This window comes from Campylobacter sp. JMF_04 NA10 (genome assembly GCF_027737655.1).
Classification (GTDB): Bacteria; Campylobacterota; Campylobacteria; order Campylobacterales; family Campylobacteraceae; genus Campylobacter_B.
In genome coordinates this window covers 60,645-83,467 of the sequence record NZ_JAOVTZ010000001.1, presented here as the reverse complement: position 1 = coordinate 83,467, position 22,823 = coordinate 60,645, and the positions used below count along the sequence as shown (strand labels likewise).

20 protein-coding genes and 3 tRNA genes are annotated in these 22,823 nt (G+C 39.8%); 14 read left to right on the top strand and 9 right to left on the bottom strand.

The annotated features are described in order from the left end of the window. Positions 1-12 precede the first annotated feature (12 nt). Both OFO12_RS00420 and rarD read right to left on the bottom strand, forming a co-directional pair. Complete coding sequence (locus tag OFO12_RS00420) at positions 13-426, bottom strand: hypothetical protein (protein ID WP_270861974.1); 414 nt, start codon at positions 424-426, stop codon at positions 13-15. After that, on the bottom strand, positions 419-1,294 hold the full coding sequence (gene rarD / locus OFO12_RS00415; protein WP_270861973.1) for an EamA family transporter RarD: 876 nt from the start codon (positions 1,292-1,294) through the stop codon (positions 419-421). Before rarD ends, OFO12_RS00420 begins: the two co-directional genes overlap by 8 nt. A 171-nt stretch (positions 1,295-1,465) precedes the next feature. Between rarD and OFO12_RS00410 the strand changes: the two genes are divergently transcribed. Next, the gene (locus OFO12_RS00410; protein ID WP_270869066.1) at positions 1,466-2,806 is read left to right on the top strand and encodes a class II 3-deoxy-7-phosphoheptulonate synthase; all 1,341 of its coding nucleotides are present in this window, start codon (positions 1,466-1,468) and stop codon (positions 2,804-2,806) included. A gap of 118 nt (positions 2,807-2,924) precedes the next feature. Here the strand turns inward: OFO12_RS00410 and OFO12_RS00405 are convergent. Together OFO12_RS00405 and OFO12_RS00400 are read right to left on the bottom strand one after the other, a co-directional pair. Further along, a tRNA-Met gene (locus OFO12_RS00405) sits at positions 2,925-2,999 on the bottom strand. Positions 3,000-3,023: 24 nt separating this feature from the next. Continuing rightward, positions 3,024-3,098: transfer RNA gene (locus tag OFO12_RS00400), tRNA-Gln, on the bottom strand. 162 nt (positions 3,099-3,260) lie between these two features. On the opposite strand from OFO12_RS00400, the gene OFO12_RS00395 reads away from it, so the two are divergent. Next, positions 3,261-3,337 (top strand) — tRNA-Arg (locus OFO12_RS00395). Positions 3,338-3,623: 286 nt separating this feature from the next. Here OFO12_RS00395 and OFO12_RS00390 read toward each other — a convergent pair. Beyond that, positions 3,624-3,800, bottom strand: coding sequence for a hypothetical protein (locus OFO12_RS00390; protein WP_270869065.1), 177 nt, complete (start codon positions 3,798-3,800; stop codon positions 3,624-3,626). 45 nt (positions 3,801-3,845) lie between these two features. Between OFO12_RS00390 and OFO12_RS00385 the strand changes: the two genes are divergently transcribed. The 4 genes from OFO12_RS00385 (at position 3,846) to OFO12_RS00370 (ending at position 8,881) form a co-directional block, all read left to right on the top strand. Next, a complete protein-coding gene (locus OFO12_RS00385; RefSeq protein WP_270869064.1) occupies positions 3,846-4,658 on the top strand; it encodes a tyrosine-type recombinase/integrase in 813 nt (270 codons plus the stop codon). Between the two features lie 175 nt (positions 4,659-4,833). After that, on the top strand, positions 4,834-5,394 hold the full coding sequence (locus tag OFO12_RS00380; RefSeq protein WP_270869063.1) for a type II secretion system protein: 561 nt from the start codon (positions 4,834-4,836) through the stop codon (positions 5,392-5,394). A 513-nt stretch (positions 5,395-5,907) separates the two neighbouring features. Continuing rightward, positions 5,908-7,404: a sulfatase-like hydrolase/transferase gene (locus tag OFO12_RS00375; protein WP_270869062.1), complete on the top strand. Its 1,497-nt coding sequence runs from the start codon at positions 5,908-5,910 to the stop codon at positions 7,402-7,404. A 13-nt stretch (positions 7,405-7,417) separates the two neighbouring features. Then, positions 7,418-8,881, top strand: coding sequence for a sulfatase-like hydrolase/transferase (locus OFO12_RS00370; RefSeq protein ID WP_270869061.1), 1,464 nt, complete (start codon positions 7,418-7,420; stop codon positions 8,879-8,881). An 8-nt stretch (positions 8,882-8,889) separates the two neighbouring features. Here OFO12_RS00370 and OFO12_RS00365 read toward each other — a convergent pair whose 3' ends face one another. Continuing rightward, the gene (locus tag OFO12_RS00365) at positions 8,890-10,158 is read right to left on the bottom strand and encodes a sulfatase-like hydrolase/transferase (protein WP_270869060.1); all 1,269 of its coding nucleotides are present in this window, start codon (positions 10,156-10,158) and stop codon (positions 8,890-8,892) included. Positions 10,159-10,425: 267 nt separating this feature from the next. Between OFO12_RS00365 and OFO12_RS00360 the strand changes: the two genes are divergently transcribed. Continuing rightward, positions 10,426-11,250 carry a YihY family inner membrane protein gene (locus OFO12_RS00360; protein WP_270861963.1) on the top strand — a complete coding sequence of 275 codons (825 nt, stop codon included), beginning with the start codon at positions 10,426-10,428 and terminating at the stop codon, positions 11,248-11,250. 72 nt (positions 11,251-11,322) lie between these two features. Next, the gene (locus OFO12_RS00355; protein ID WP_270869059.1) at positions 11,323-13,404 is read left to right on the top strand and encodes an RNA degradosome polyphosphate kinase; all 2,082 of its coding nucleotides are present in this window, start codon (positions 11,323-11,325) and stop codon (positions 13,402-13,404) included. A gap of 59 nt (positions 13,405-13,463) precedes the next feature. Here the strand turns inward: OFO12_RS00355 and OFO12_RS00350 are convergent, their stop codons facing one another. Continuing rightward, positions 13,464-14,567 (bottom strand): FtsW/RodA/SpoVE family cell cycle protein, encoded by a 1,104-nt coding sequence (locus tag OFO12_RS00350; protein ID WP_270861961.1) that lies wholly within the window; start codon positions 14,565-14,567, stop codon positions 13,464-13,466. A 49-nt stretch (positions 14,568-14,616) separates the two neighbouring features. On the opposite strand from OFO12_RS00350, the gene OFO12_RS00345 reads away from it, so the two are divergent. Genes OFO12_RS00345 through OFO12_RS00320 form a run of 6 tightly spaced genes read left to right on the top strand, consistent with a single transcriptional unit; the run spans position 14,617 to position 20,281 of the window. Beyond that, positions 14,617-15,639: an RluA family pseudouridine synthase gene (locus OFO12_RS00345; RefSeq protein WP_270869058.1), complete on the top strand. Its 1,023-nt coding sequence runs from the start codon at positions 14,617-14,619 to the stop codon at positions 15,637-15,639. After that, entirely contained in the window at positions 15,569-16,234 is a 666-nt protein-coding gene (locus OFO12_RS00340) for a hypothetical protein (RefSeq protein WP_270859344.1), read from the top strand. The genes OFO12_RS00345 and OFO12_RS00340 overlap by 71 nt, the downstream gene beginning before the upstream one ends. A gap of 1 nt (position 16,235) precedes the next feature. Next, positions 16,236-17,420, top strand: coding sequence for a tRNA (guanosine(46)-N7)-methyltransferase TrmB (gene trmB / locus OFO12_RS00335; RefSeq protein WP_270869057.1), 1,185 nt, complete (start codon positions 16,236-16,238; stop codon positions 17,418-17,420). Continuing rightward, the gene (locus tag OFO12_RS00330; RefSeq protein ID WP_270859346.1) at positions 17,408-18,094 is read left to right on the top strand and encodes a cell division ATP-binding protein FtsE; all 687 of its coding nucleotides are present in this window, start codon (positions 17,408-17,410) and stop codon (positions 18,092-18,094) included. Before trmB ends, OFO12_RS00330 begins: the two co-directional genes overlap by 13 nt. Continuing rightward, complete coding sequence (locus tag OFO12_RS00325) at positions 18,075-18,899, top strand: cell division protein FtsX (protein WP_270869056.1); 825 nt, start codon at positions 18,075-18,077, stop codon at positions 18,897-18,899. The genes OFO12_RS00330 and OFO12_RS00325 overlap by 20 nt, the downstream gene beginning before the upstream one ends. Continuing rightward, positions 18,896-20,281 carry a murein hydrolase activator EnvC family protein gene (locus OFO12_RS00320; protein WP_270869055.1) on the top strand — a complete coding sequence of 462 codons (1,386 nt, stop codon included), beginning with the start codon at positions 18,896-18,898 and terminating at the stop codon, positions 20,279-20,281. The genes OFO12_RS00325 and OFO12_RS00320 overlap by 4 nt, the downstream gene beginning before the upstream one ends. A 112-nt stretch (positions 20,282-20,393) precedes the next feature. On the opposite strand, the gene OFO12_RS00315 is transcribed toward OFO12_RS00320, so the two are convergent. Continuing rightward, a complete protein-coding gene (locus tag OFO12_RS00315; RefSeq protein WP_270869054.1) occupies positions 20,394-21,164 on the bottom strand; it encodes a hypothetical protein in 771 nt (256 codons plus the stop codon). A gap of 436 nt (positions 21,165-21,600) precedes the next feature. Continuing rightward, positions 21,601-22,821, bottom strand: coding sequence for a UDP-N-acetylmuramoyl-L-alanine--D-glutamate ligase (gene murD / locus OFO12_RS00310; RefSeq protein WP_270869053.1), 1,221 nt, complete (start codon positions 22,819-22,821; stop codon positions 21,601-21,603). Positions 22,822-22,823: the final 2 nt, after the last annotated feature.

The following is a 22,823-nucleotide window of genomic DNA, read 5'->3' as shown; positions in this document are numbered from 1 at the left end:
AAATTTCTAAATTTAGACTAATTTCGCAAACTCACTTCCTAGTTTTTCTCGCCAATTATCGGCGATTTTTTCGCCCTCTTTGGCGTATTTTAAAATCACGCCCTCACATTTTTGCAAAAATTTAAAGAGCTTTTCCTCCCAAATTTCGGGGCTTTGATTATTTTTGTGCATGGTTTGGATAAAGACTAATTCCTTGCTAAGATTTGCGATTTCATCGAGTGCTTCGTCCCTTTGGCTCTCGTCTTTTAGCTCTAAATTTTGCAAAGCTAAAATTTCTCCGTCAAGTATGTCGCAAAAGCTCAGATATTTGGCGTTATTTGGCACTTCTTCTATCATATCGGCGCGCGAGGCTGCGCGCATTACCTGCGAATAAACGATAAAACCTACTATCAAAAAAACCGCCAAAATCAGCGTTATATTAACCATTTTTCCTCCTTTTTAAGCTATCAAATCCCACTATCGCAAGCCCTAGCCAAATGAGCGAAAAGCTGAAAATTTTGTAAAAACTAAGCTCCTCACCGTATAAAAACACAGCGATTAGCATGCTCATCGAGGGGCTAAGATACTGCATAAATCCGATTGTCGAAAGCGGCAAATACGCAGTAGAAATCGCGAAGGTAATTAGTGGCAAAACCGTGATAACTCCGCTAAATGCGAGCAGTGCGCCGGTGCTGTGTGCCCCAAATGCGCTAGTGCCCGAATACGCACAAAAGCCCAAATACGCGCACGCAAGCGGGAGCATGAGCGTGGTCTCGCAAAACAGCCCCTCGAAGCTAGGCACGGCGATTTTTTTGCGAATTAATCCATAAAATGCGAAACTTGTCGGCAAAATCAGCGATACAAATGGCAGTCTGCCAAGTGCGTAAATTTGCACGCAGATCGCCAAAAATGCCAAAAATAGCGAAACCCTCCCTGCTAGGCTTAGCCGTTCTTTTAGAAAAATTGCGCCCAAAAGCACCGATAATAGGGGGTTTATGAAATATCCTAGGCTCGTGGATAAAATATCGCCCAAATTTACCGCCCAGATAAAAATGCCCCAATTTATGCTAATCAAACAGCCTGTGCAAAGAAGCGCCAATGCCTTTTTGCGATCTGATAACAAAAGCGAGATATTTTTTAGCTTTTTTGTAAAAAACAAAAATAAAAAAAGCAAAACAAAGGACCAAAAAATTCTGTGCGCTAAAATTTGCGTAGCATCTACATCTTGGATAAATTTGAAATAAATCGGAAAAACACCCCACATAAAAAAGGTCAAAAACGCGATTATTAGCCCTTTTGTGCGGTCGTCTTTCATAAAATTCCTTAAATTTGTGATTGATTTAAAAGGCTTGCATTTTAAAATTTAATTGATTAATAACTGCTTATTTTTGGCGTGAAATTTAGGAGTAAATTTATATTTTTGAAATGAAATTTAGTCATATTTAGGTATAATGGCAAAATTTTTAAAACCAAAAAAGGAGAATTTATGAGTTGGGATAGATCGTCTTGGAAAAATTTCAATATCTTACAGCAGCCCACATACCCTGATATGGGCGCAGTCGAGGCCGTCAAAGAAAGGCTCTATAACTTCCCGCCGCTAGTTTTTGCTGGCGAGGTCAGATCTTTAAAAAGCGATCTTGCCAGAGCTACAAGGGGCGAGGCGTTTTTGCTTCAAGGTGGGGATTGCGCTGAGAGTTTTGCAAATTTTAGCGCAAACAATATCCGCGATATGTTTAAGGTAATGCTTCAAATGGCGATTGTAATGACCTTCGCCGCTGGCAAGCCTATCGTAAAGGTCGGACGCCTAGCAGGTCAGTTTGCCAAACCTCGCAGCAGTGATTACGAAGAGGTCGGCGGTGTGAAGCTTCCTAGCTATCGTGGCGATATCATAAATGGCTTTGAGTTTAACGAAGCTGCGCGCGTGCCAAATCCAGAGCGTATGATCGAGGCATATCATCAAAGTGCAGCTACGATGAACCTTTTGCGTGCGTTTTCACGCGGTGGTCTAGCCAATCTGCACGAGGTGCATAAGTGGAATTTGGGCTTTTTGAAAAGGGCTGAGTTGCAGGCGAAATTCAACGCTCTAAGCGATTCTATTTCAAATGCGCTGAAATTTATGGACGCATGCGGCATAAATACACAAAGCGCACCAACGCTAAATGAGACGAAATTTTACACTTCGCACGAGGCGCTTTTGCTAAATTACGAAGAGTGTTTGACGCGTATAGACAGCACGAGCGGGGATTGGTATGACTGCTCGGCGCACATGGTTTGGATAGGCGAGCGTACTAGGGGAGTCGGTGATGCACATGTGCATTTTATGAGCGGTATCAAAAACCCTATCGGCGTAAAAATCGGACCAAACGCTAGTGCAGAGGATATTTTGCGCTTAGCTGACGCGCTAAATCCAGAAAACGAGGCTGGCAGGCTAAATATCATCATCCGTATGGGCGCAGATAAAATCGGCGATAGACTGCCAAAAATACTGCGCGAGCTAAAAAGCGAGGGCAGGGAAATTTTATACAGTATCGATCCTATGCACGGAAACACCGTCAAAGCGGGCAATTACAAAACGCGCGAGTTCGATATGATTTTAAAAGAGGTTCAAAGCTTCTTTGAAATCCACAAGGCCGAGGGGACGAAAGCTGGCGGAATCCACCTAGAAATGACAGGCCAAGATGTCACAGAATGCACAGGCGGGGCGTTTAATGTAACCGAAGAGACGCTAAAAGAGCGCTACGAAACCCAGTGCGATCCGCGCCTAAACGCTGATCAAGCGCTCGAACTTGCCTTTGTAATCGCTGATAATTTAAAGGCAGTGGATTAAAATTTTAAAATTTAAATTTTGCCTATAAGCCAAATTTGCCATTTTTGGTGAATTTGGCTTTTTTTATTTCATTGTCCCTAGAATTTTCATAAATAAATTTAGTAAGTATTGATAAGATTGGTTGCAGAGGAGGGATTTGAACCCCCGACCTTCGGGTTATGAGCCCGACGAGCTACCACTGCTCTACCCTGCGATACAAAAATGATTTAAAGAAGTGTGGATGGGGTAGGAGGATTCGAACCTCCGCATGATTGGACCAAAACCAATTGCCTTACCGCTTGGCGATACCCCAATGCAAAAGAACTAGTATTATACAGAAAAATAAATCAAAAGTCAAGAAAAATCGCGAAATTTAGTGAAATTTGTGGCGGAATTTTAATTTGCACGATAAATTTGAGCTGTTTTTGCTAAATTTAAGCTATAAAAATGTATAATTAAATTTCTTTTTGATTGTGCGCTCGTAGCTCAGCTGGATAGAGCATTTGATTGCGGTTCAAAAGGTCAGGGATTCGAATTCCTTCGGGCGCACCACTTCTAACTCAGATTTTTTCATATTTTCTATTTAATTTTTGATTTTTATTTATTGTTGCAAAATACTGCGCCGATAAGTTAATTATTGTCATTGCGCTTCGCAAGCCGGGGATACTGCCTCGATACGCGAACCATTGTCATTGCGAGGAGCGAAGCGACGAAGCAATCTACGAATATAAAATTTCGGCGCAGTATTCCACGCCCCCGAAGCACGCGCTTACCATGCCCTCGAAGCACGCACTTATGAAACCCGCAGAAGTGCCGCGCCACGCACAGTCCAGTCATATCAGGCACACACACCACACGCGCGCAGAAGCTCCCACGAAACCCACGCACCGCACTCCGACCGCGCCCACCAAGCGCACGAAACCCCCGCACCACACGCACGAAAACCCCACGCACCCCACAAACTAACGAAGCCCGCGAAAAACCACATGCCACACTCCCATACGATCCTCACCAAATCCCGCTCAAACCGCGCCTTTTAAGCCATTTTTGCGCCATTTATTTGCAAAATTTACGCCTCCACGCCAAGCTCACCACGCTACGAACCGCCTCGTGCGCCATTAGCCGATTTTTCGACTTCGCGCCAGACCTGCCAGCCGCCTCCTACACCGCCCAGACCATATATAGCGCGATTTGCGCCATGCGAAGCGCAAACCTCTCCCCACAAACCATAAATCTACTCCTCTCATACCCGCGCCAAGCCCTAAATTTGGCGAAATTCTCAGGTCAAATCGCCCAAAATCCGTTTTCGCTCATTCGCAAGCCACCCACGCTTTCAAAGCCCAAATTTTGCTTTTCCAAATCCCAAATCAAACTCCTTTTAGAGCGCGCCACAGGCGAGTTAGCCACATTTTTATACATAGCGTTTTTCACAGGAGCTAGAAGTGGCGAGATTTTGGCGCTTTGTAGGGAGGATTTCGACTTCAAGTCCGATAAAATCACCATTTGCAAGAACCTGACCCGCTTCGAGCTCACCACTCCCAAAAGTGGCCGCGCACGCACGATAAATTTGTTAAAACCGCTCAAAGAGCATATTTTAGGGCTAAATTTGCCCAATGGGGCGATATTTAGTAGCGATTATTTTGCTATACACTATAAATTTAAAAAATTGTTAAAATCACTAAATCTCCCACTCTGCGGGCTTCACAGCACCAGACACAGCTTTTGTTCGCACCTTTTGGGCACGAAAGTCCCAGCCCCGCTCATCGCCAGCACGCTAGGACACGCGAATCTAGATATGATAAACCGCATTTACGGCCATTTTTTAGAAAACAAATCCGACCTACGCAACCTAAACCGCGCAATGAGACTATGAAATAAAAAATTTTTCCTTGTGCAAAATAGCGCAAAAATGGGCTTTTTTTATAAAATTTTAAATTTTTTTCAAATTTTTTGCAAAAATAATTGAATTTTTTAATTTTTTTTGCTATAATCCACGCAAGTTTTACATATATGTATGTAAAATGAAATCTATTTACAAGGAGGAAACCATGAGAAAAGGTTTCACTATGATCGAGTTGATCTTCGTTATCGTTATTTTAGGTATTTTGGCAGCTATCGCTATCCCAAGATTGGCAGCTACTCGTGATGATGCTGAGGTTAGCAAAGCAGCTACAAATTTAACAACATTAATCAGTGACTTGGGTGCATACTATACATCACAAGCACAATTTGCTAGCTCATTTGCTGGTATGTCAAATGTTCAGTTGAAAAATCCAAAAACTGGAAAAGTTGATTCAGCTGGCAAACTAACTGGCACTGTTGAAGGAGTTATCGCAGCTGCTGGTAAAGAGTGCATCAAGGTTGCACTAACAGATTATGATGCAGCTACAAACAAGCCAGCTGTTCTAACAGTTACTGAAGGTGATAATAAAGATGTAGCAGTTTGCAAAAAAGTTCTTGACACTGGTTCAATTCAAAAAATCCTAAAAGGACAATTTGAATATCAAAAAATCAAAATTGCTGCTACAAGCACAAAAGCAGCTGAGTACGAGACAGCAAAATCAGGTGCTGGCGAAGTTGCTATCAGCGGTGTAGGCGTAGTATTCTAATCTAAGCTTTGCTTAGCTAATACTCTTAGGCTCGGGGCTTCGGCTTCGAGCCTTTTTTTATGGACGAAAATTTATTTTATTATAGTGAGAAAAATTTTCAAATTTTGCATTTAAGTGTCATTGCGAGCACAAAAAAGCGCGGGGACGCTTTTTCGGCGAAGCAATCACCAAAGCCAAAATTAAGAGTAGGGTAAATGACAAAGAATTCAATAGAATTTTAAAATTACGCCATTTACGCGGTTGATAATTTGGGCTTTGTAGATTGCTTCGTCGCGCTATGCGCTCCTCGCAATGACACTTAAAAAGTAAAATTTCAGACGCAGTATTTAGAAGTTGCGAAGCGCTTCGCGCTCCTCGCAATGACAGATTGGGCAAAATTTCGACGCAGTATTTAGAAGTTGCGAAGCGAAATTATCAAAATTATAAGCCAAAAAATGGTAAAATAACGCATAATTTAACTATTTTGCATTATGTAAATTAGCAAATTTCAGCAATAAATAAATTCGAGGTTTTATGATTTATCTATCAATAGTTTTATTAATAATATCAGCTTTTTTGGCTAAATTTTTGCTTGGCAAAAAGTCCTTAGTGGCGTATTGTGCATTAGTTTTTTTATATCTATTTTTCCTTGCGTTTGACTATGCTCTTGTATATTTTACTGGCAACACTCTCACGCCATTTTCGTTTAATATGTTTTTCATCAGTATCGTGGGTGCGCCGATTTTGACCTTTATAAACTACATTTTAATCGCTGTTTTGGCTATTTTGGCGATTATTTTATTTTTGGTAATTTTTTGTCGCAAAATTTTCCCAAGATTAAAAAAATCCAAAATTTTAGCCTCTTTGTGCTTTGTTTTCGCTCTTGCGGCACTATGCGTAAATCCCCTTACAATCGCGCTTACAAACCTGTATTTTCAAATGTATCCGCCTGTATGGTCGCTCAAAAAAGATATCTACCCATATATCGAAATTCCGCGCGCGCACAGTATCGCCAAGCGCCCAAATATCGTCTATATATTTTTAGAGAGCTTTAACGATGCCTACACTAAGGATGAAATTTTCCCAACTTTGACGCCAAATTTTAAGGCTTTACAAAATTCTATGATTTTTGATGATGTAGGGCGCACTCCTGGGGCGCAAATCACAATCGAGGGGCTATTTAGCTCGTTTTGCGGAGTGCCGTATCTGTTTAACTTCAAATTTACTGATAAAAATAACTTTGCAAAAAATATAAAATGCGCAAGTGGAATTTTGCAAGATCTTGGCTATCGCTCGTATTTTATCAAAGGTGCGGATTTGGAGTTTCAAAATACCGATAAATTCCTAGACGCTATGGAATTTGATGAGCGAAACGGCAGAGCGGAGCTAGCCAAACGAGGAGCAAAAAACTACAACGAGTGGGGCGTAGATGATGATGAAATGTTAGAGTTCGCCTGGGAGGATTTCTTGCGATTATCGCGTGAGAATAGTCCGTTTTTGCAGGCGATTTTGACGATTTCTACGCATACGCCAAATGGATTTGTGGCAAAGTCTTGCGAGAATTTAGAGGGTAATTTTAAAGAAAATTTCTACGATAAAAGCGGAAGTGATGAGGAGATTACGATGTTAAGGGCGGTTGCTTGCACGGATGAACTAGTCGGCACGCTCATCCGCAAAATCCGTGCTAGCGAGTTTAGCGATAATACCATAGTCGTGCTCCAAAGCGACCACCCAGCTCCTGCGATCGAACAAAGTGCGAAAATCCACAACCTCGTTAAAAGCTCAGAAAAGCTGTATTTTGTGATAAATGACCCTAAAATTGAGCGCAATATCCATATCGCGCGTCAAACCTCGACAATCGATACATTTACCACAGTGCTTGATTATATCGGGGTTTTGGACGCTATGCAACTTGGACGAAGTGCGCTTTCGCGCAATTCGCTTCTTACTCGTATGCCAAGTCCATACTATGTCAAGGCGGCGCGCCTTGCTCCACATATCGATTACGATGAAATAGAAAAAGCGAATTAAAAAAGGTGCAAAAGTGACATATATTTCTGTATTTTGTTTTATTGTTTCTTTGTTTTTGGCAAAATTTTTGCATAAAAAATGGCTTTTGGGCGTTGCGTGTGCATTGTGTTTTGTTTATATATTATTTTTAGTTTTTGATACCATTTTGCTAATTTATCTTGGTAAGCATTTTGGATTTTATGTGGTGGTATTTATAAAAACTTCGATTATCGGGGCTCCGATTTCTACATTTGCAAGAGAGTTGATTATTTTAAGTTGTGTTGTTATAGGTATTGTTTTATTTTGCGTTATCTTGTATCAAAAGATTTCTCCAAATTTAAGTAAAAATTTTAAATTAGCTTTTTTATTTATATTATTTTTAATAATAGCATTTTTGACAAATCCGCTTTATATAAATGCAAAGGAATTTTATGAAATTTATAATCCGCCTGTTGCTAAATTTAAAAAAATAACCTATCCATATCTTAAAGTTCCGCACTCAAAAGCACCAAAAATTCGAAAAAATATCGTTTATATTTACTTAGAAAGTTATAACCGAGATTATCTAAATTCGCAGGTTTTTCCAAATTTAACGCCGTATTTATCAAATTTAGACAATAAAATCGACTTTACAAATATCACGCAGGTTGTGGATACTGAATTTACGCTAAAAGGGCTATTTGGTTCGCATTGCGGGATAAATTATACCTATGTTTTTGGTAAAGATAAAACAGATAAAAATTTTTCTGAAAATATAAAATGCGGTAGTGAAATTTTGAAAGAACAAGGCTATTATCTATATTTTATGAAGGGTGCGGATTTAGAATTTCAAGATACGAGAAATTTTTTAAAACACCGAAAATATGATGAAATGAAAGGTAAAACCGAGCTATTGCAAGATGGCGAAAAAAGTCTAAACGCTTGGGGCGTAAATGATGATGATATGCTTGAAGTTGCGTGGAACGATTTTGTGCGTTTGTCAAAAGAAAAAGATAATTTTTTGCAAACGCTTTTGACGATTTCTACACATGCACCTGATGGCTTTTTGTCAAAGACTTGTGAAAATTTGCCTTTTGTTAGTCAAGATGGTATGCTTAGGGCTGTTCAATGCACAGATTATCTTGTAGGTAAATTTATAGATAAAATTCGATTGTCTGAATTTAGTAAAAATACTATCATAATTTTGCAAAACGATCATCCGTTGCCTTACAGCAATAGTGGCTCCGTCGAAACAAATCCGAAAAATTCAAAAAATATTTTTATGATACTTGACGATAGTATAAACGGCACCATAACTATCGATAAAAAGGGAACTTCATTTGATAGTTTTACAACTGTGTTGGGATACTTGGGTATTTTAGATGAAATGAATTTTGGTAGAAATTTATTAAAAGTTGATAGTATGCCATTTGAAAATAATGATGAAATTTATCAAAAAGCTTCTAGAATTTTAACAGAAATTTCGTATGACGAGATAGAAAATAAAATTTCGCATTAATGTATCTTTTATCGCTTATCATAGTCCAAATCGTCGGTAGATAAAATGGCTGTGTTGTAGATAGTAGTGATATTTGGCACGGAAATTAAGCTTGGTTTTTTTAGGACATTTCGCCCCAAATTCATCTCATCGACTAGCCCCATATAGCCTAAAACCGTGGTAAATGTATCAAGAGATGAGCCTTGCGCCTCCACGCTTTGGACACCCTCTAAATCATCATCTAAAATAGTAAAAAACAGCTTGGAGTCCTCTAAAATACCACTACTTAAATCACTTACTAAAAGATATGGCATTAAATGATCGCTTTGAAGGACTATGATTGTGTTTTTGCTGTATTTTGAAGCGCGAATTCTATCTATAAATTTGCCGACCAAATAATCCGTGCAATGCGCGGCTTTTAGCATTTTTTCGTTATATGGGAAAGGCAAATTTTCGCATGTTTTAGAGATAAATCCACTTGGTGCGTGCATGCCGATATTTAGGATAACTTGTATAAATTTGTCTTTGTTTTGTGATAAATGCTCAAAATCACGCCACGCGAACTCAAACATCTCATCATCATCTATGCCCCACTCGTTCGCACTTTTTGCGCCTTGGCTTTTGAAATCACTTGCGCCTTTGCTTTCATCGTAATTTCTGCTTTGCAAAAATTCATCGGTGCGTTGATAGCTTATTTCATCGGATTTCATAAAAAATGTGTGATAGCCATAATTTTGTAAAATTTGGGTAGCGCATAAAATTTTTTTAGGAAATTTTGTATTTTTGTCTTTTGAGATGATTTTATCGCCATTTTTAACCGGAGTAAAAAACCCAAACGGTAAAGCACATTGTGAGGCAAAAAGACCTTCGATTGTAACGGTTGCGCCTTGTGGAATTTGGTTTATATTAGTAAATTCTAGTCGATTTGTGAGAGAATTTATGTGTGGGGTAAGGGTGTCGAATTTGGTAGTAAAATCCCTGCTAAAACTCTCCAAATATATATAAACTATATTTTTGGTTTTGAAATTTTGATTTATTTTTGGTTTTACGATATATTTTTGCAGATTAGCACGGGCGACTTTGTGATATTTAGGATTTAAGATTTGAAAAATTTGCACAGCAGATGTTGTGAGTGGGTTGAAAACAAGGGCTAAAATAAAAGAAAAAATGGCTATAAAGCCAGAAAATTTAAAGAAATTTTGTCTAGTTTTTATTCTTTTCCATAGTGCGATACAAAACAAAATAGTGCAGATAAGGACTAAAAAAACAAGCAAAGCCTCACGCCAAAAACTAAGCAATGGAGCACCTTTTAGGCTGATTGCTAGAATATTTATGAGTCCTAAATTTAGAAAATTTCCACTATAAAAATAAATCGTATAATTAAAAAGAGTGATAACTAAAAAACAAAATGTTAAAAATATGCAAAAAGTTTTAAGTTTATTTGATTTTATAAAAAATAATGATATCAGAAATATAAGAAAAAAAATTAAAGAAATCATTAAAACCTTTGCCTAAAAATTCGTCAATTTTACCCAAATTTTTAAAATTTTAGCTAAAATTGCGAAATGAAAAATTTAAAGATATTTTTGGACGAATTTAAAATTTTTATCAAATCCTGGCGCAAGATTTACGACCCGCACCTCATGCACTACGCCTCGTCGCTTAGTTTTCACACGATTTTGGCATTGCTTCCTGTGCTCATGGTATCTTTGAGCGTATTTATGCAGCTGCCTAGTTTCCACGATTATTACGCCAAAATCAAGGCATTTATCTTCTCAAACCTGCTTCCAGCCAACCAAGAAAGCCTGATTCCGTATTTGGAAGAGTTTATGGCAAACGGCCTAAGCCTTGGTGCGTTAGGATTTTTGGCGGTGCTTGTAACTTCGATTTTGTTTTTTGATGATTTTGAGGAGATTATCGCGCAGATTTCGCACTCGCCAAAGCGCGGATTTTTCAAAGGCCTTAGTACATACTGGACGCTGATGACGCTGGCTCCCGTGGGGCTTGGCGCGTCGTTTTTCATCAGCTCAGAACTTCAAAATTTACTCGATAAAACCGAATTTTCTAGGTGGATAAATTTGCTCTCGGTTTTGCCATTTGTTATCATTTGGGCTATTTTTGCTATCACTTACGCTACGGCGATAAACCGCGAAATTCGCCCCAAAGCCGTGCTTATATCCTCTCTTGTAGCCTCCACATTATGGTGGATTTCTAAGATTATTTTCGCGCAGTATGTGTTTTATAACAAAACCTATCTTAGCATTTATGGCTCGTTTTCGGTGGCGTTATTTTTCTTTTTGTGGATTTACATAAGCTGGATTTTTTATCTAAATGGAGTGAAATTTTGCGTTTATTTGGATAATTGCTTTAAAAATTTAAAGCGCAATTAAATTTCATAAAAAACACATTTTAATCTTTTTTGAGTTATAATCTTTGTTTTAGTTTAGAAAAAAGGAAATAAAATGGAGCAACAAAGCAAATTTTTAAATAGAGAGTTGAGTTGGCTTCGCTTTAATTCGCGCGTTTTAACTCAGTGTCAAAAGCAAATTCCACCGATTGAAAAATTGAAATTTGTAGCGATTTATAGCACAAATTTAGATGAGTTTTATATGATTCGTGTGGCTGGGCTTAAACAGCTTTTCACAGCTGGCGTAACAGCTAGTGGCGATGATGAGATGACGCCATTGGAGCAGTTGCGCGAGATCCGCTCATATCTCAAACACGAGCAAAACGAGCTAGAAGCGCACTATATCGCTATCAAAGAGGAGCTTAGCAAAAACGGCCTTTTTATCAAAAACTACGACGAGCTAACCCCAGATCTCAAAAATAGCGCAGATGAGTTTTTTTTCAGCCAAATTATGCCAGTAATTATTCCGATTGCAGTCGATGCGACGCACCCGTTTCCGCACCTAAACAACCTTAGTTTTTCGATTGCGGTTAAGCTTTGCGACGCAAACGCACCTGAGGCGATACATTTTGGTATGATTAGGATTCCTCGTGTGCTTCCTCGCTTCGTGCAGGTCGCCAAAAACACCTACGTGACGATTGATTCAATCGTAAATCGCCACGCTGAGGAGATTTTCCCGGGCTATAAGCTAATTAGTTCGGCTGCGTTTAGGGTTACAAGAAACGCTGATATCGTAATCGAAGAAGAGGAAGCAGATGATTTTATGATGATACTCGAAGCTGGTCTTAAACTGCGCCGTAAAGGGGCTTTCGTGCGACTTCAAATAGCCAAAAACGCAGACCCTGATTTGCTAAATTTCTTAAACGAACATCTTAAAATTTTCTACAAAGACATTTTCGAGTGCTCGATCCCGCTCACACTTGACGGGCTTTGGGAGATAGCTGGCAACAAGGATTTTTCCTATCTAGCCCACCCGCAATATCTGCCAAAAACACTGCCTCCCTTTAATGAAAACACCTCAGTAATGAGTGCAATGGAAAAAGATGATATTTTGATTTTTCACCCTTATGAGAGCTTCGATCCAGTCCAAAAACTCATAAAAGAAGCTAGCAAAGACCCCAAAGTCATCTCAATCCGTATGACGCTATACCGCGTGGAGAAAAATTCTCCAATCGTCCAAAGTCTAATCGAGGCTGCAAGCGATGGCAAACAAGTAACCGTAATGGTCGAGCTAAAAGCTAGGTTTGATGAGGAAAACAACCTGCACTGGGCAAAGGCGCTAGAAGACGCTGGCGCGCATGTGATTTATGGAATCGCAGGTTTTAAGGTCCATGCTAAGGTTACTCAAATCATCAAAAAAGAAGACGGCAAGCTTAAATTTTATATCCACCTAGGCACGGGCAATTACAACGGAAGCAGTGCGAAAATCTACACTGATGTGAGCTTTTTTACTTGCGGGGATACTTTTGATAAGGATACGACAAATTTTTTCCACATACTCTCAGGTTATAACAAAAACCGCAAACTAGGCAATCTCTCAATGTCGCCAATGCAGATAAAAGAGAGAATTTTAAAGATGATCAAGGTCGAAGAGAGCAAGGGAAGTGACGGCAGAATCATCGCTAAAATGAACGCCCTCGTCGATAGCGATATGATAAAGGCGCTTTACAAAGCGAGCCAAGCTGGGGTTAAGATCGATCTCATAATCCGTGGAATTTGCTGTTTGCGCCCAGGTGTGGCGGGACTTAGCGAAAATATCAAAGTCCGCTCAATCATCGGCAAATACCTAGAACACGCTAGAATTTTTTATTTCAAACACGCAGAACCATGCCTATATATCGCAAGCGCGGATTGGATGCCACGAAATTTGGAGCGCAGATTGGAGCTTATGACGCCGATTTATAGCGAGGCTTTGCAAAATAAATTAAAAGAAATTTTGAAATTACAGCTTAGCGATACCCAGCTTGCTTACGAGCTTGGAAGCGACGGCGAATATAGCGCAATTAGCGTGGCAAACGAAGCAGAGCGCATTAATAACCACGAGTATTTGGAAATTTTCTTTAACAAAATTTATAAATCTGCACGCAAACACGATGACGGCGCGATTTTAGCGACGAAACTTTTAAAAGAGAGTTAAATTTATCTGGGCTAAATTTATACGCTAAATTTAGCCCAAATTTAGCCAAATTTTCAAATTTACAGCCTAATACTTATCGTTTTGTAATTGTCTTTGTTTCTAAAAGTTAGCAAATTTTGCAAAATTCCAAACAAAATCATAAATGTGATAAAACTACTTCCCCCGTAGCTAAAAAACGGCAGCGGCACGCCCACGACAGGGGCAAATCCGATGACCATGGAGATATTAACCCCAGCGTAGATAAAAATCAGCGTCGCCAGAGCCGAGGTAAAAACCCGTATGAGATAATCGCTGCCAAAGTCGTAATTTAGGCTAAGCAGGTGCATGATTAAAAGCGCGTAAAAGCCGATGAGCGCGAGTGCGCCGACAAATCCGAAGCGCTCGACCATATAGGCAAAGATAAAATCGCTCGTGGCAATTGGCAAAAATTTAAAGTGAGTTTGGGTGGCTTCTTCTAAATTTTTGCCGTAAATTCCGCCATTTCCGATAGCGATGACGGCTTGTTTGACCTGATAGTTGTGCTCTTCGCTCAAAAAATCCGTAATGCGCTTTTTTTGGTAATCGTGCAGGTTGTTATAAAGCACGGGCGAGCTGACGCTAAAAGCTAGCACTAGCGCAATCCAAATTTTTTTATTCACGCCGATAATAAAAAGCGTTGCAAACCCCATTAAAAAAAGAATTAGCGCGGTTCCGAGGTCTGGTTCTTTGGCGATTAGCGCAAATGGCAAAAGTATATAAAAGCTAAATTTAGCGAAATCCTTCACGCCATAACCCTCGGGCGGTGGCGGGTTTTTGTGGATTAGATACATTAGCATTAGCATGCACGCTGGCTTCATAATCTCGCTTGGTTGCAGGGTAAAATGCACGAACGGCAGCTCCAACCAACGCTTCGCGCCAAGCTTGCTAATGCCGAAAAATTCCACGCTCAAAAGTAGGGCGATATTTACCCAGTAAAACAGCGGAATCAAATACAAAAATTTGCGAATCGGAAACAAAAAAAAGACCATAAAAACAACAAAACCAACCCCAAAATAAACAAGCTGTTTATTGCCAAGTGTGGTGTTTGCCTCGCTGATTAAAAGGTATGAAAAAATAATAATCGGCAAAATCAGCAAAGGTTGAATATAATCAAAATATGATAAAATCTTTTTGTCAAATTTCAAAGTAAGTCCTAATAAATTTTGGGCGATAATAACAAAAAAAGGTATAAATTTGGATAATTTTACAGCAGATTGCGTGGCGAGAATTGATGTTTTTTTAAGCGAAAATTTGGGCATTTCGCGCAATCAAATTTCGAATTTAATCAAATCAGGCAATGTTTTTATAAACCAAAAAATCATAACCAAATCATCGCAAAAGCTAAATTTGGGAGATGAAATTTGCGTAAATTACCCTGCGCCTACTCATAGCGATGAGGCGAAATTTAGCTTTGAGGGCGAGATTGAAATTTTATACGAAGATGACGATTTGCTAGTGCTAAATAAGCCCGCTGGCGTGGTCGTTCATCCAGCCCCAAGTGTCAAAGAAGCCACGATTGTAGAGTGGCTACGCCAAAAAGGATTTATGCTCTCTACGATAAATGGTCAAATCCGCGCAGGTATTGTTCATCGCCTAGATAAGGGCACTAGCGGGGCTTTGGTCGTGGCCAAAAACAACGCCACTCACCAAGCCCTAAGCGCGCAATTAAGCGATAAAAGCATGGGGCGAATTTACCTAGCTTTAACAGATTTGCCCCTAAAAGAGCCATGCCTGATAGATCGCCCGATTGATCGCAACCCAAATAACCGCCTAAAAAAGGCGATAATTCCGGGCGGACGCGAGGCAAAAAGCGCGTTTTATACGATTTTTAGCGATGATTGGGGGCAGGCGAAATTTAGCCAGAGCGGCAGCGATAAATTTGGCAAAATCAACCTAATCGCAGCCAAGCTTTTTACTGGGCGCACGCACCAAATCCGCGTGCATTTGGGCTCGATTAATCGCCATATTATCGGCGATTATTTATACGGATTTAAGAGCGAAAAAGATAAAATAGCAAGAATTTTACTTCACGCTTATGTGCTGTATTTCACGCACCCACGAAGTGGCGAGCGTATGCAGATTACGGCGCCTTTGCCGGTGGAGTTTGAGAATTTGATACAAAATCACGATAAAAAGGATGAAATTTATGAAAAAATTTTACCAAGTAGCATTTTGCGCGAGTTTAGCGATACTAGCGGCTGGTTGCTCCTCTCATAGTGTGCCGGGCGGAAATGACGCAAGCTTGCCACGCGTCGAGGGAATTAAAAGTATCTCTGGCACGAACGAAATCGGCTTAGAGTGGCCAAATTACGGCTCATATCCTAATCTTTTAGGATTTGTGGTTTATCGCGCTGATATGGGCGGCGGTGAAGCGAAAAAAATCGCAACCCTAGCCGATCCATACACTACGCACTTTGCCGATACTCGCTTGGAGCCAAACACATCATATAAATACACCGTGCGCGCTTATGGCATAAATGGCGTGGGCGAAAGCTCGCCTGCTGCGATTGTAAGCACGACAAAGACGATTGATTCTGTGCCGTTTGCGCAGGCTTACGCACTGCCAGATCGCGTGAAAATCATCTGGCGTCCGCACCCTGATTTGCGCGTGGCAAGCTACACTATCGAGCGCAGGGTAAAAGGCGCTGATTCGTGGAGTGGCGTCAAAGATATCGCAGGCAGACTTAGCGCAGAGTATATCGACTATGTAAATTACACCGCAGGATACGAATACCGCATAATCGCAAAATCGCAAACAGGCATGCTCTCGCTTCCAAGCGCGCCAATCCAAGTAAGTCAAATGGCGGAATAAATTGCCAAATTTTATTGCAAAAAGCGTAGAACTACCGCGCCTTCCATTTAGCAAGGAGGGCGTGGAGCTTTTGGAGTCTGCTAGCGATGAGAGTTGCACTCTCGTGCGCACAAGGTGCTTTGATAGCGAATTTTTCGTCACTCTCAAATACGCCAAAGACAAAGTCGTAGTCAAAGGCGAAAAAACCACCAAACCAGCTAAAATCGGTATTTTGCAACGCGCACTTGAAATTTACGAGAGAGAATTCGCAAGTGGTGTGATTTTTAGCGCATTTGCCTTTAAAAGCAAATCCCTAACCCAAAAAACTCCGCTCGTGCTAGATGAAGATGAAATGCTAAATTTGCTCAAAACCACGAAATTTAGCCAAATTTTCGTCGAAATCGGCTTTGGTTCGGGCAGACATCTGCTATATCAGGCTCGCACAAATCCGCAAACGCTGGTAATTGGAATCGAAATTTACAAGCCTAGTATCGAGCAGGTCGCAAAACTAGCGATTAAAGAGGGTTTGGAAAATGTCGCTTTGATAAACACTGACGCGCGAATTTTGCTCTCATTAATGCCAGCAAATTTGCTCTCTCGCATATTTTTGCACTTTCCTGTTCCTTGGGACGATGCCCCGCACCGCAGAGTCATTAGCGATGAGTTTGTCCATCAATGCGTGCGAACTCTCAAAAAAGGGGCGAAATTTGAGCTTCGCACAGATAGCGATATGTATTTTGAATATGCGCTGGATAAATTTGGCGTAGCGCAAAGTGCAGGGCGTGTCGCGATAGAGCACTTTAAAAACAGAGATTTAAGCGTTAGCTCGAAATACGAAGATCGCTGGCGCAAAATGGATAAAAATATCTTTGATTTGATTTTTACTAATAGCGATGAAAACGGCGAAGAACCAGCGAAATTTGATATGAATTTCTCAAATTTTAACCCGCAAAAAATAGAGGCAAATTTCAAAAATTTAACTATCAAAGGCGAGGGCTATTTCGTGCATTTTGAGAGAATTTATAAATTTGATGATAGCGATGAGGTTTTGATTTTGACCTCGTTTGGGGCGTTTGACTTCCCGCAACAATGCTTTATTCGCATCGGGGCAAAGACGGAGTATTTTTTAAAAACTCCGCTAGCTACAAGCGAAAATTACAAAGCACACAAAAAAATAATGGAGATTTTTGAGTTATGGCAGGCATAGGAGCTGATAATAACATAATCACCGCCGAGGGGCTTACACTGGGATATGATAGCGGTGAGGTCATAAAAAATGCTAGCTTTGGCATAGGCGCAAGGGATTTTGTCGTAATCACCGGCAAAAGTGGAAGTGGCAAAAGCACGCTATTAAAGTCATTTTACGGCGATATGGATATCAAAAGTGGCGAACTTAATGTTTGTCTGTGCGATTTAAACGGCATTAGTCGCAGTGATTTGCGCACACTGCGCCAAAGAATCGGCATAATTTTCCAAGATTATAGATTGATTAATGAATGGACGATCGAGCGAAATATCATGCTACCGCTGATGATTATGGGTTATAACGAGCAAGTTTGCCAAGATCAGGCCAAAAAACTGCTCCGCCATATCGAGCTTGGACACAAAATGGGCAAATACCCGCTAGAACTAAGCGGTGGCGAACAGCAACGCGTCGCCCTAGCGCGCGCTATGGCGCACAATCCACGCTTGCTACTTTGCGACGAGCCTACTGGAAACTTGGACGATTATTCAAGCGATATTATTTGGAATTTATTGCGCTCAGCATGCGAGGCGTGGAACGCTTGCGTGGTCATCGTAACGCACAAAATGCCTAGCACTTTGCGTTTTGCGCATAGACATTTCGAGATAAAGGACTCCCATGTCACTGAGATCGATTAAAACGCATTTTGGGGTTATTTTTTCGCTTGTGGCGCTTTTGTTTTCAGTGCAGTTTGGAATTTTTGTAAATAATTTAGCCAAAAGTTACGAAAAATCTATCCAAAACGAATACAACATCGTCCTTGTCTCAAAAAAGGCGCTAAGCTTAGAGGAAGTGCAAGATAAGGTCAGCGATATCAGCCAAATCATCGAAATTCCAGCTGATAATATCACAGATAGATTAAAGGGTAAAATTTCAGAAGCAGCCTTTGGCGAGCTTAGCAAAAATTTGCCTAAATTTTACAGCATTAAGCTCGAAAACTTCCCAGACAGCGCGCGTTTAGAGGACATAGAGAGCGCGCTAAAAAGCATGGGTTCGCTTAGCAGGGTTGAAATTTTCAAAAAAACCCACGATGATATTTTTAAAATTTTGCTTTTGATTAAAAGTTTGGTTTATGGATTTGCGCTTTTAATCGTGGTTTTGGGTCTCATGCTAATTCACCGCCAAATGCGAATTTGGGTCTATGAGCATAAAGAGCGAATCGAGATTATGGAGCTATTCGGCGCTAGTTTTATGATAAAAAGTGGCAGGCTATACCGCATGGCACTAGCCGATAGCGTGCTAGCTACGCTAATTGTCGTGGCGTTTTATTTCGCGCTTCCAAACTGGCCGATTTTCATGCAAACCGTGAGTCAAATCACAAATTTAAGTGAGACGATTGTTTTGCCGTATGAACCGCTCTTTTTGTTTGGTATCGCTGTGGGGCTGACATTTATCGCAGTTACATTTGTAATGCTAGAAGTAAGTGGTAAAAAATCACAATGAAGCGTTTGATGATACTGTGCGCGCTTGCGTTTTTCGCATACGGCGCACCGACTACGAAGGAAAAAATCGCCCAAAGCAACAAAGAGCTGAAAACTTCCAAGCAAGAGGAGATGAGGCTGTCTAAAAAAATCGATGAAATTGCTGATTTAATCGTGCAAGAACAAAACGATTTTAAAAAGCGTGAAAACGAGATAAAAGAGCTTAGCCAAAATATCGAGGAGCTAAAAGAAAAATACGCAAACGAAGAGCAAGAGCTAGAAAATCTCAAAAAACAAAACGCAACCTTGCTTAGCGTGCAAAGCGAGCTAGAAAATAAAATCGTCCAAATCATCTCCCAAGAGCTCTCATTTGATCTCATCAGCGACACAAATTCCAGCGTTACGCCTGATTCTATCGTGGCTAGCGAGGTTTTGGGCGGATTAGAGAGCGTGATGAATAGCGAGCTAAATAAGCTAATGAAGGATTATGAAAATAATAAAAATTTCATTGACGAACAAAACAAAAAAATCGCTCAAATCAACGAAAATATGGAAAGTTATAGCCAAAAAAAGTTAAATTTGAGTGAAAAGCAAAACGCGCAAAAAGAAAAAGTAGCTAGCCTGCAAAAAAACAAAGATAGCTATATCGCCCAACTAGAAAAGCTAAACGCCGAGCAAGACGCGATTGCCAAGACCTTGGCTGAGCTTAAAATCATTGATGATAAAGAAGAGCGCGAAAAAGCTGAAAAAGCGGAAAAGGAACGCATAGCTAAACTAGAAGCGCAAAAGAAAAAAGAAAAAGAAGCCAAACAAAAAGAGCTTGAAGCCAAGAAAAAAGAGTATGAAAAGCAAAAAGCCGCCGCCAAAAAAGCTGGCAAAGAAGCTCCGCCTGCGCCTAAATTTGAGCCAGAGCCTGAATCAGAGCCTAGCGAGCCAGCCGATGAGAGAGTTAGCAAAATCAACACCAAGGTCAAACAATACGGATCTAGCTACCAATCCTCTCGCGTGAAAAAATACACTGGCGCGAAAACCTCTGCACCGCTTGACGGGGCGTATGTGAAGCGTAAATTTGGCAATTACAGCGACCCTGTGTATAATATCAAGCTTTTTAACGAAAATATCGTGCTAGGCTCTAAAAGTGGCGACACGCAGGTAAAAGCAGTGCTAGCTGGCAAGGTCGTATTTGCCAAAGAAACAGCCGTGCTAGATAAGGTCGTCATCATCGAGCATGCGGGCGGAATCCACACGATTTATGCGCATTTAAATCAGATCCCAAACACTGTGCGCGTGGGCTCTTCGGTCAAAAAGGGCTACACAATCGGCAGAATTAGCTCGGATCTAACCTTTGAAGTAACGCAACAAAACTACCACATAAACCCACTGGATTTGATTTCGCTTAAATAGATTTTCTTGCAATGTCTAAATTTGGCATTGCAAGAATTTTATAAAAAATCGAAGCTGTAACAAAAAATAAAGCTGTGTTAAAATTTTTTATTAAAAATTAAATTTCTTATACTTATCCGCCATTTTTTACAAAATCAAAATATCTTTTTGCATCTTCTTTTGCCTGTTTTTCTGCGTCGTAATCTATATTTCCACAATTATCAAATTTTATTGGTTTTGGATATATTTGTATCTCTCTGCCAAAATAGTATTGTTTTTTATACATTTCAATATTATCACCAGTTTTAATATGATTAAGCATGATAATATGTTGATGTCTATCGTAAAAAAAATCATAGTCTAATAATATGCTTGTGTATCTTTTTTTAAATATTATTGGCTTACTAAAACCAGCAGTGTTAGTAATTTCGTCAATAATTAAATAATCTTTCGGATTTACTTTTTGTAATTTCATATTTTTAACAATATCATCAATTCTCTTACCTTTTTTAAATTCTTTATAAAACGCTTCATACCAATTCTCTAATGTAATATTTTCAATTTCATAATATCCTATTTCATCTTTATAGCAACCTTGACTATCTTGTTCGCAGATTAGTTTGTTATATAGTATTTCTTCTTTTAAATTTTCATCTAAAAATTGCCAAATTGCTTTGTGTATATCCGAGATATTTAAATTTCTTAAATATTTTTTTTCACTCAAACAATAACCTTGTTGGTATTTTCTATAATCTTCTTTGCTTACTATTTCAAAGCCGTATTTTTTAGAATAATTTGGCACAGTTCTAATAAAACCAAGACATAAAATAATCGTTATAATTGCAACAAACCAACTTATTTTTTTAAATTTGGTATCGAACAATTTTTTAAATAAATTTTTCACTTTTATTTCCTTTTATAAAAATTTCCTTGCAAATTCAAATTCGGTCAGTATCGTTTAGTCACGATACGAAATTCTGTTTTTAAATTTATGATTTTGTAAATTTCGTTGTCATTGCGAGATGATGAAGTCATCGAAGCAATCCAGAGAAATTCCGATAAATTTTAATCCACAAATGAATTTTGTTGAATTTTAAATTCTCTCTAAATTTTACTGGATCGCCACGCTCGTTGCACTCGCTCGCAATGACAGCAAATTTGCAAAATTTAAATTTTAAAGTTGTAGATTGCCACGAATTTTGCTAACGCAAAATTCTCGCAATGACAAACCCGGCGTAAATTTTGCCTAATAATTTGTCATTGCGAGGAGCGAAGCGACGAAGCAATCTACGAGTAAGAAATTTAAAATTTCTAAATTTGCAAAAATTTCGGCGCAGTGTTTAAAGGGCTAAATTTGCCACATACTCTTTAAATAAATTTCCCCGTTGGGCGTAGCTTTTGAACTGATCTAGGCTAGCGCAGGCTGGGCTTAGAAGCGCAACTTCGCCCGCACCAGAGAAATTTTCATCTATTTTGGCGACTGCGTTTTTCAAAAATTCGCACCTAATGCACGGAATTTTAAATTTTTCGCATAAATTTACGAGTTTATCGGTGTTCGAGCCAATCGCATAAATTTGCAAATCATACGGCGCAAAACTCACAAAGAGTGGCTCCAAATCCACGCCCTTATCATCGCCGCCCAAGATTAGGTGGATTTTTTTGTCCTTGTAGCGTTTAAGGGCTTGCGCGCAAGCATCGATATTTGTGGCTTTTGTGTCATTTACCCACATGCGATTTTTTACATCAAAAAATTCTTCTAGTTTGTTTGCCTCGATTACAAATTCGTTCAAAACCTCCACACTAGCGCGATCTGTGAGGATTTTTTCGATACAAAGGGCTAAGATAGCGTCTAACAAAAACGGCGTTTTAAATGAAATTTTTTCAATCTCAATCTCAAATTTAGCTGCCAAATCATTTTCATCTTCGTAGCAAATCACCCTTGCGCGCGAGTTTTTCACAGCCTCGCTACTGGCATACACGGCTGGGATTAATGCGACTGAACCCTCGCTCATAGCTAGAAGTGGCGAGAGTTTGACGCGCTCGTATTCGGCGAAACTGCCATGCCAGCTAAGATGATCTGGGGTGATTGGCAAAAGCGCGTAAATTCCGGGGTGCGCTGTGCGTGTGTAGTGAATCGTAAATGAGCTAGTCTCTAATATCCAAATTTTGGCATTTTTATCCAAAAGCGCGAGTGGCGTGCCCACATTGCCACCCATAACTGCGCCACGATTTGCTAGGAGGTGCTGTGTCATCTGCGTGGTCGTGGTTTTGCCATTTGTCCCGCTAATCCAAATTTTAAAAGGCGCAGTATTTGCGAAATAATCATACTCGCTGATTAAATTCCTAGCGGATTTTATTAGATTATGCTCTTTGGGAAATCCTGGGCTTGGGATTTCTAGTTCGCTTTTTGTGGGGTCAAAAAGGCAAGGGGCCAAAAGCGCGTTGCCAAATTCGTCAAATTTGACCTCGTCAGCTTTGAAATTATCATCGTAAATGTCCCAACCACCGCTTTTTGCTAATGCTTTTGTAGTGGTGCCGTGTCCAAAGAGTGATTTTTTCATTT

What these genes read in the sequence shown, in the direction of transcription:
- OFO12_RS00420 (WP_270861974.1), bottom strand. Translation starts at nt 426, where the DNA reads ATGGTTAATATAACGCTGATTTTGGCGGTTTTTTTGATAGTAGGTTTT.
- rarD (WP_270861973.1), bottom strand. Translation starts at nt 1,294, where the DNA reads ATGAAAGACGACCGCACAAAAGGGCTAATAATCGCGTTTTTGACCTTT.
- OFO12_RS00410 (WP_270869066.1), top strand. Translation starts at nt 1,466, where the DNA reads ATGAGTTGGGATAGATCGTCTTGGAAAAATTTCAATATCTTACAGCAG.
- OFO12_RS00380 (WP_270869063.1), top strand. Translation starts at nt 4,834, where the DNA reads ATGAGAAAAGGTTTCACTATGATCGAGTTGATCTTCGTTATCGTTATT.
- OFO12_RS00375 (WP_270869062.1), top strand. Translation starts at nt 5,908, where the DNA reads ATGATTTATCTATCAATAGTTTTATTAATAATATCAGCTTTTTTGGCT.
- OFO12_RS00360 (WP_270861963.1), top strand. Translation starts at nt 10,426, where the DNA reads ATGAAAAATTTAAAGATATTTTTGGACGAATTTAAAATTTTTATCAAA.
- OFO12_RS00355 (WP_270869059.1), top strand. Translation starts at nt 11,323, where the DNA reads ATGGAGCAACAAAGCAAATTTTTAAATAGAGAGTTGAGTTGGCTTCGC.
- OFO12_RS00340 (WP_270859344.1), top strand. Translation starts at nt 15,569, where the DNA reads ATGAAAAAATTTTACCAAGTAGCATTTTGCGCGAGTTTAGCGATACTA.
- OFO12_RS00330 (WP_270859346.1), top strand. Translation starts at nt 17,408, where the DNA reads ATGGCAGGCATAGGAGCTGATAATAACATAATCACCGCCGAGGGGCTT.
- OFO12_RS00325 (WP_270869056.1), top strand. Translation starts at nt 18,075, where the DNA reads ATGTCACTGAGATCGATTAAAACGCATTTTGGGGTTATTTTTTCGCTT.
- OFO12_RS00320 (WP_270869055.1), top strand. Translation starts at nt 18,896, where the DNA reads ATGAAGCGTTTGATGATACTGTGCGCGCTTGCGTTTTTCGCATACGGC.
- murD (WP_270869053.1), bottom strand. Translation starts at nt 22,821, where the DNA reads ATGAAAAAATCACTCTTTGGACACGGCACCACTACAAAAGCATTAGCA.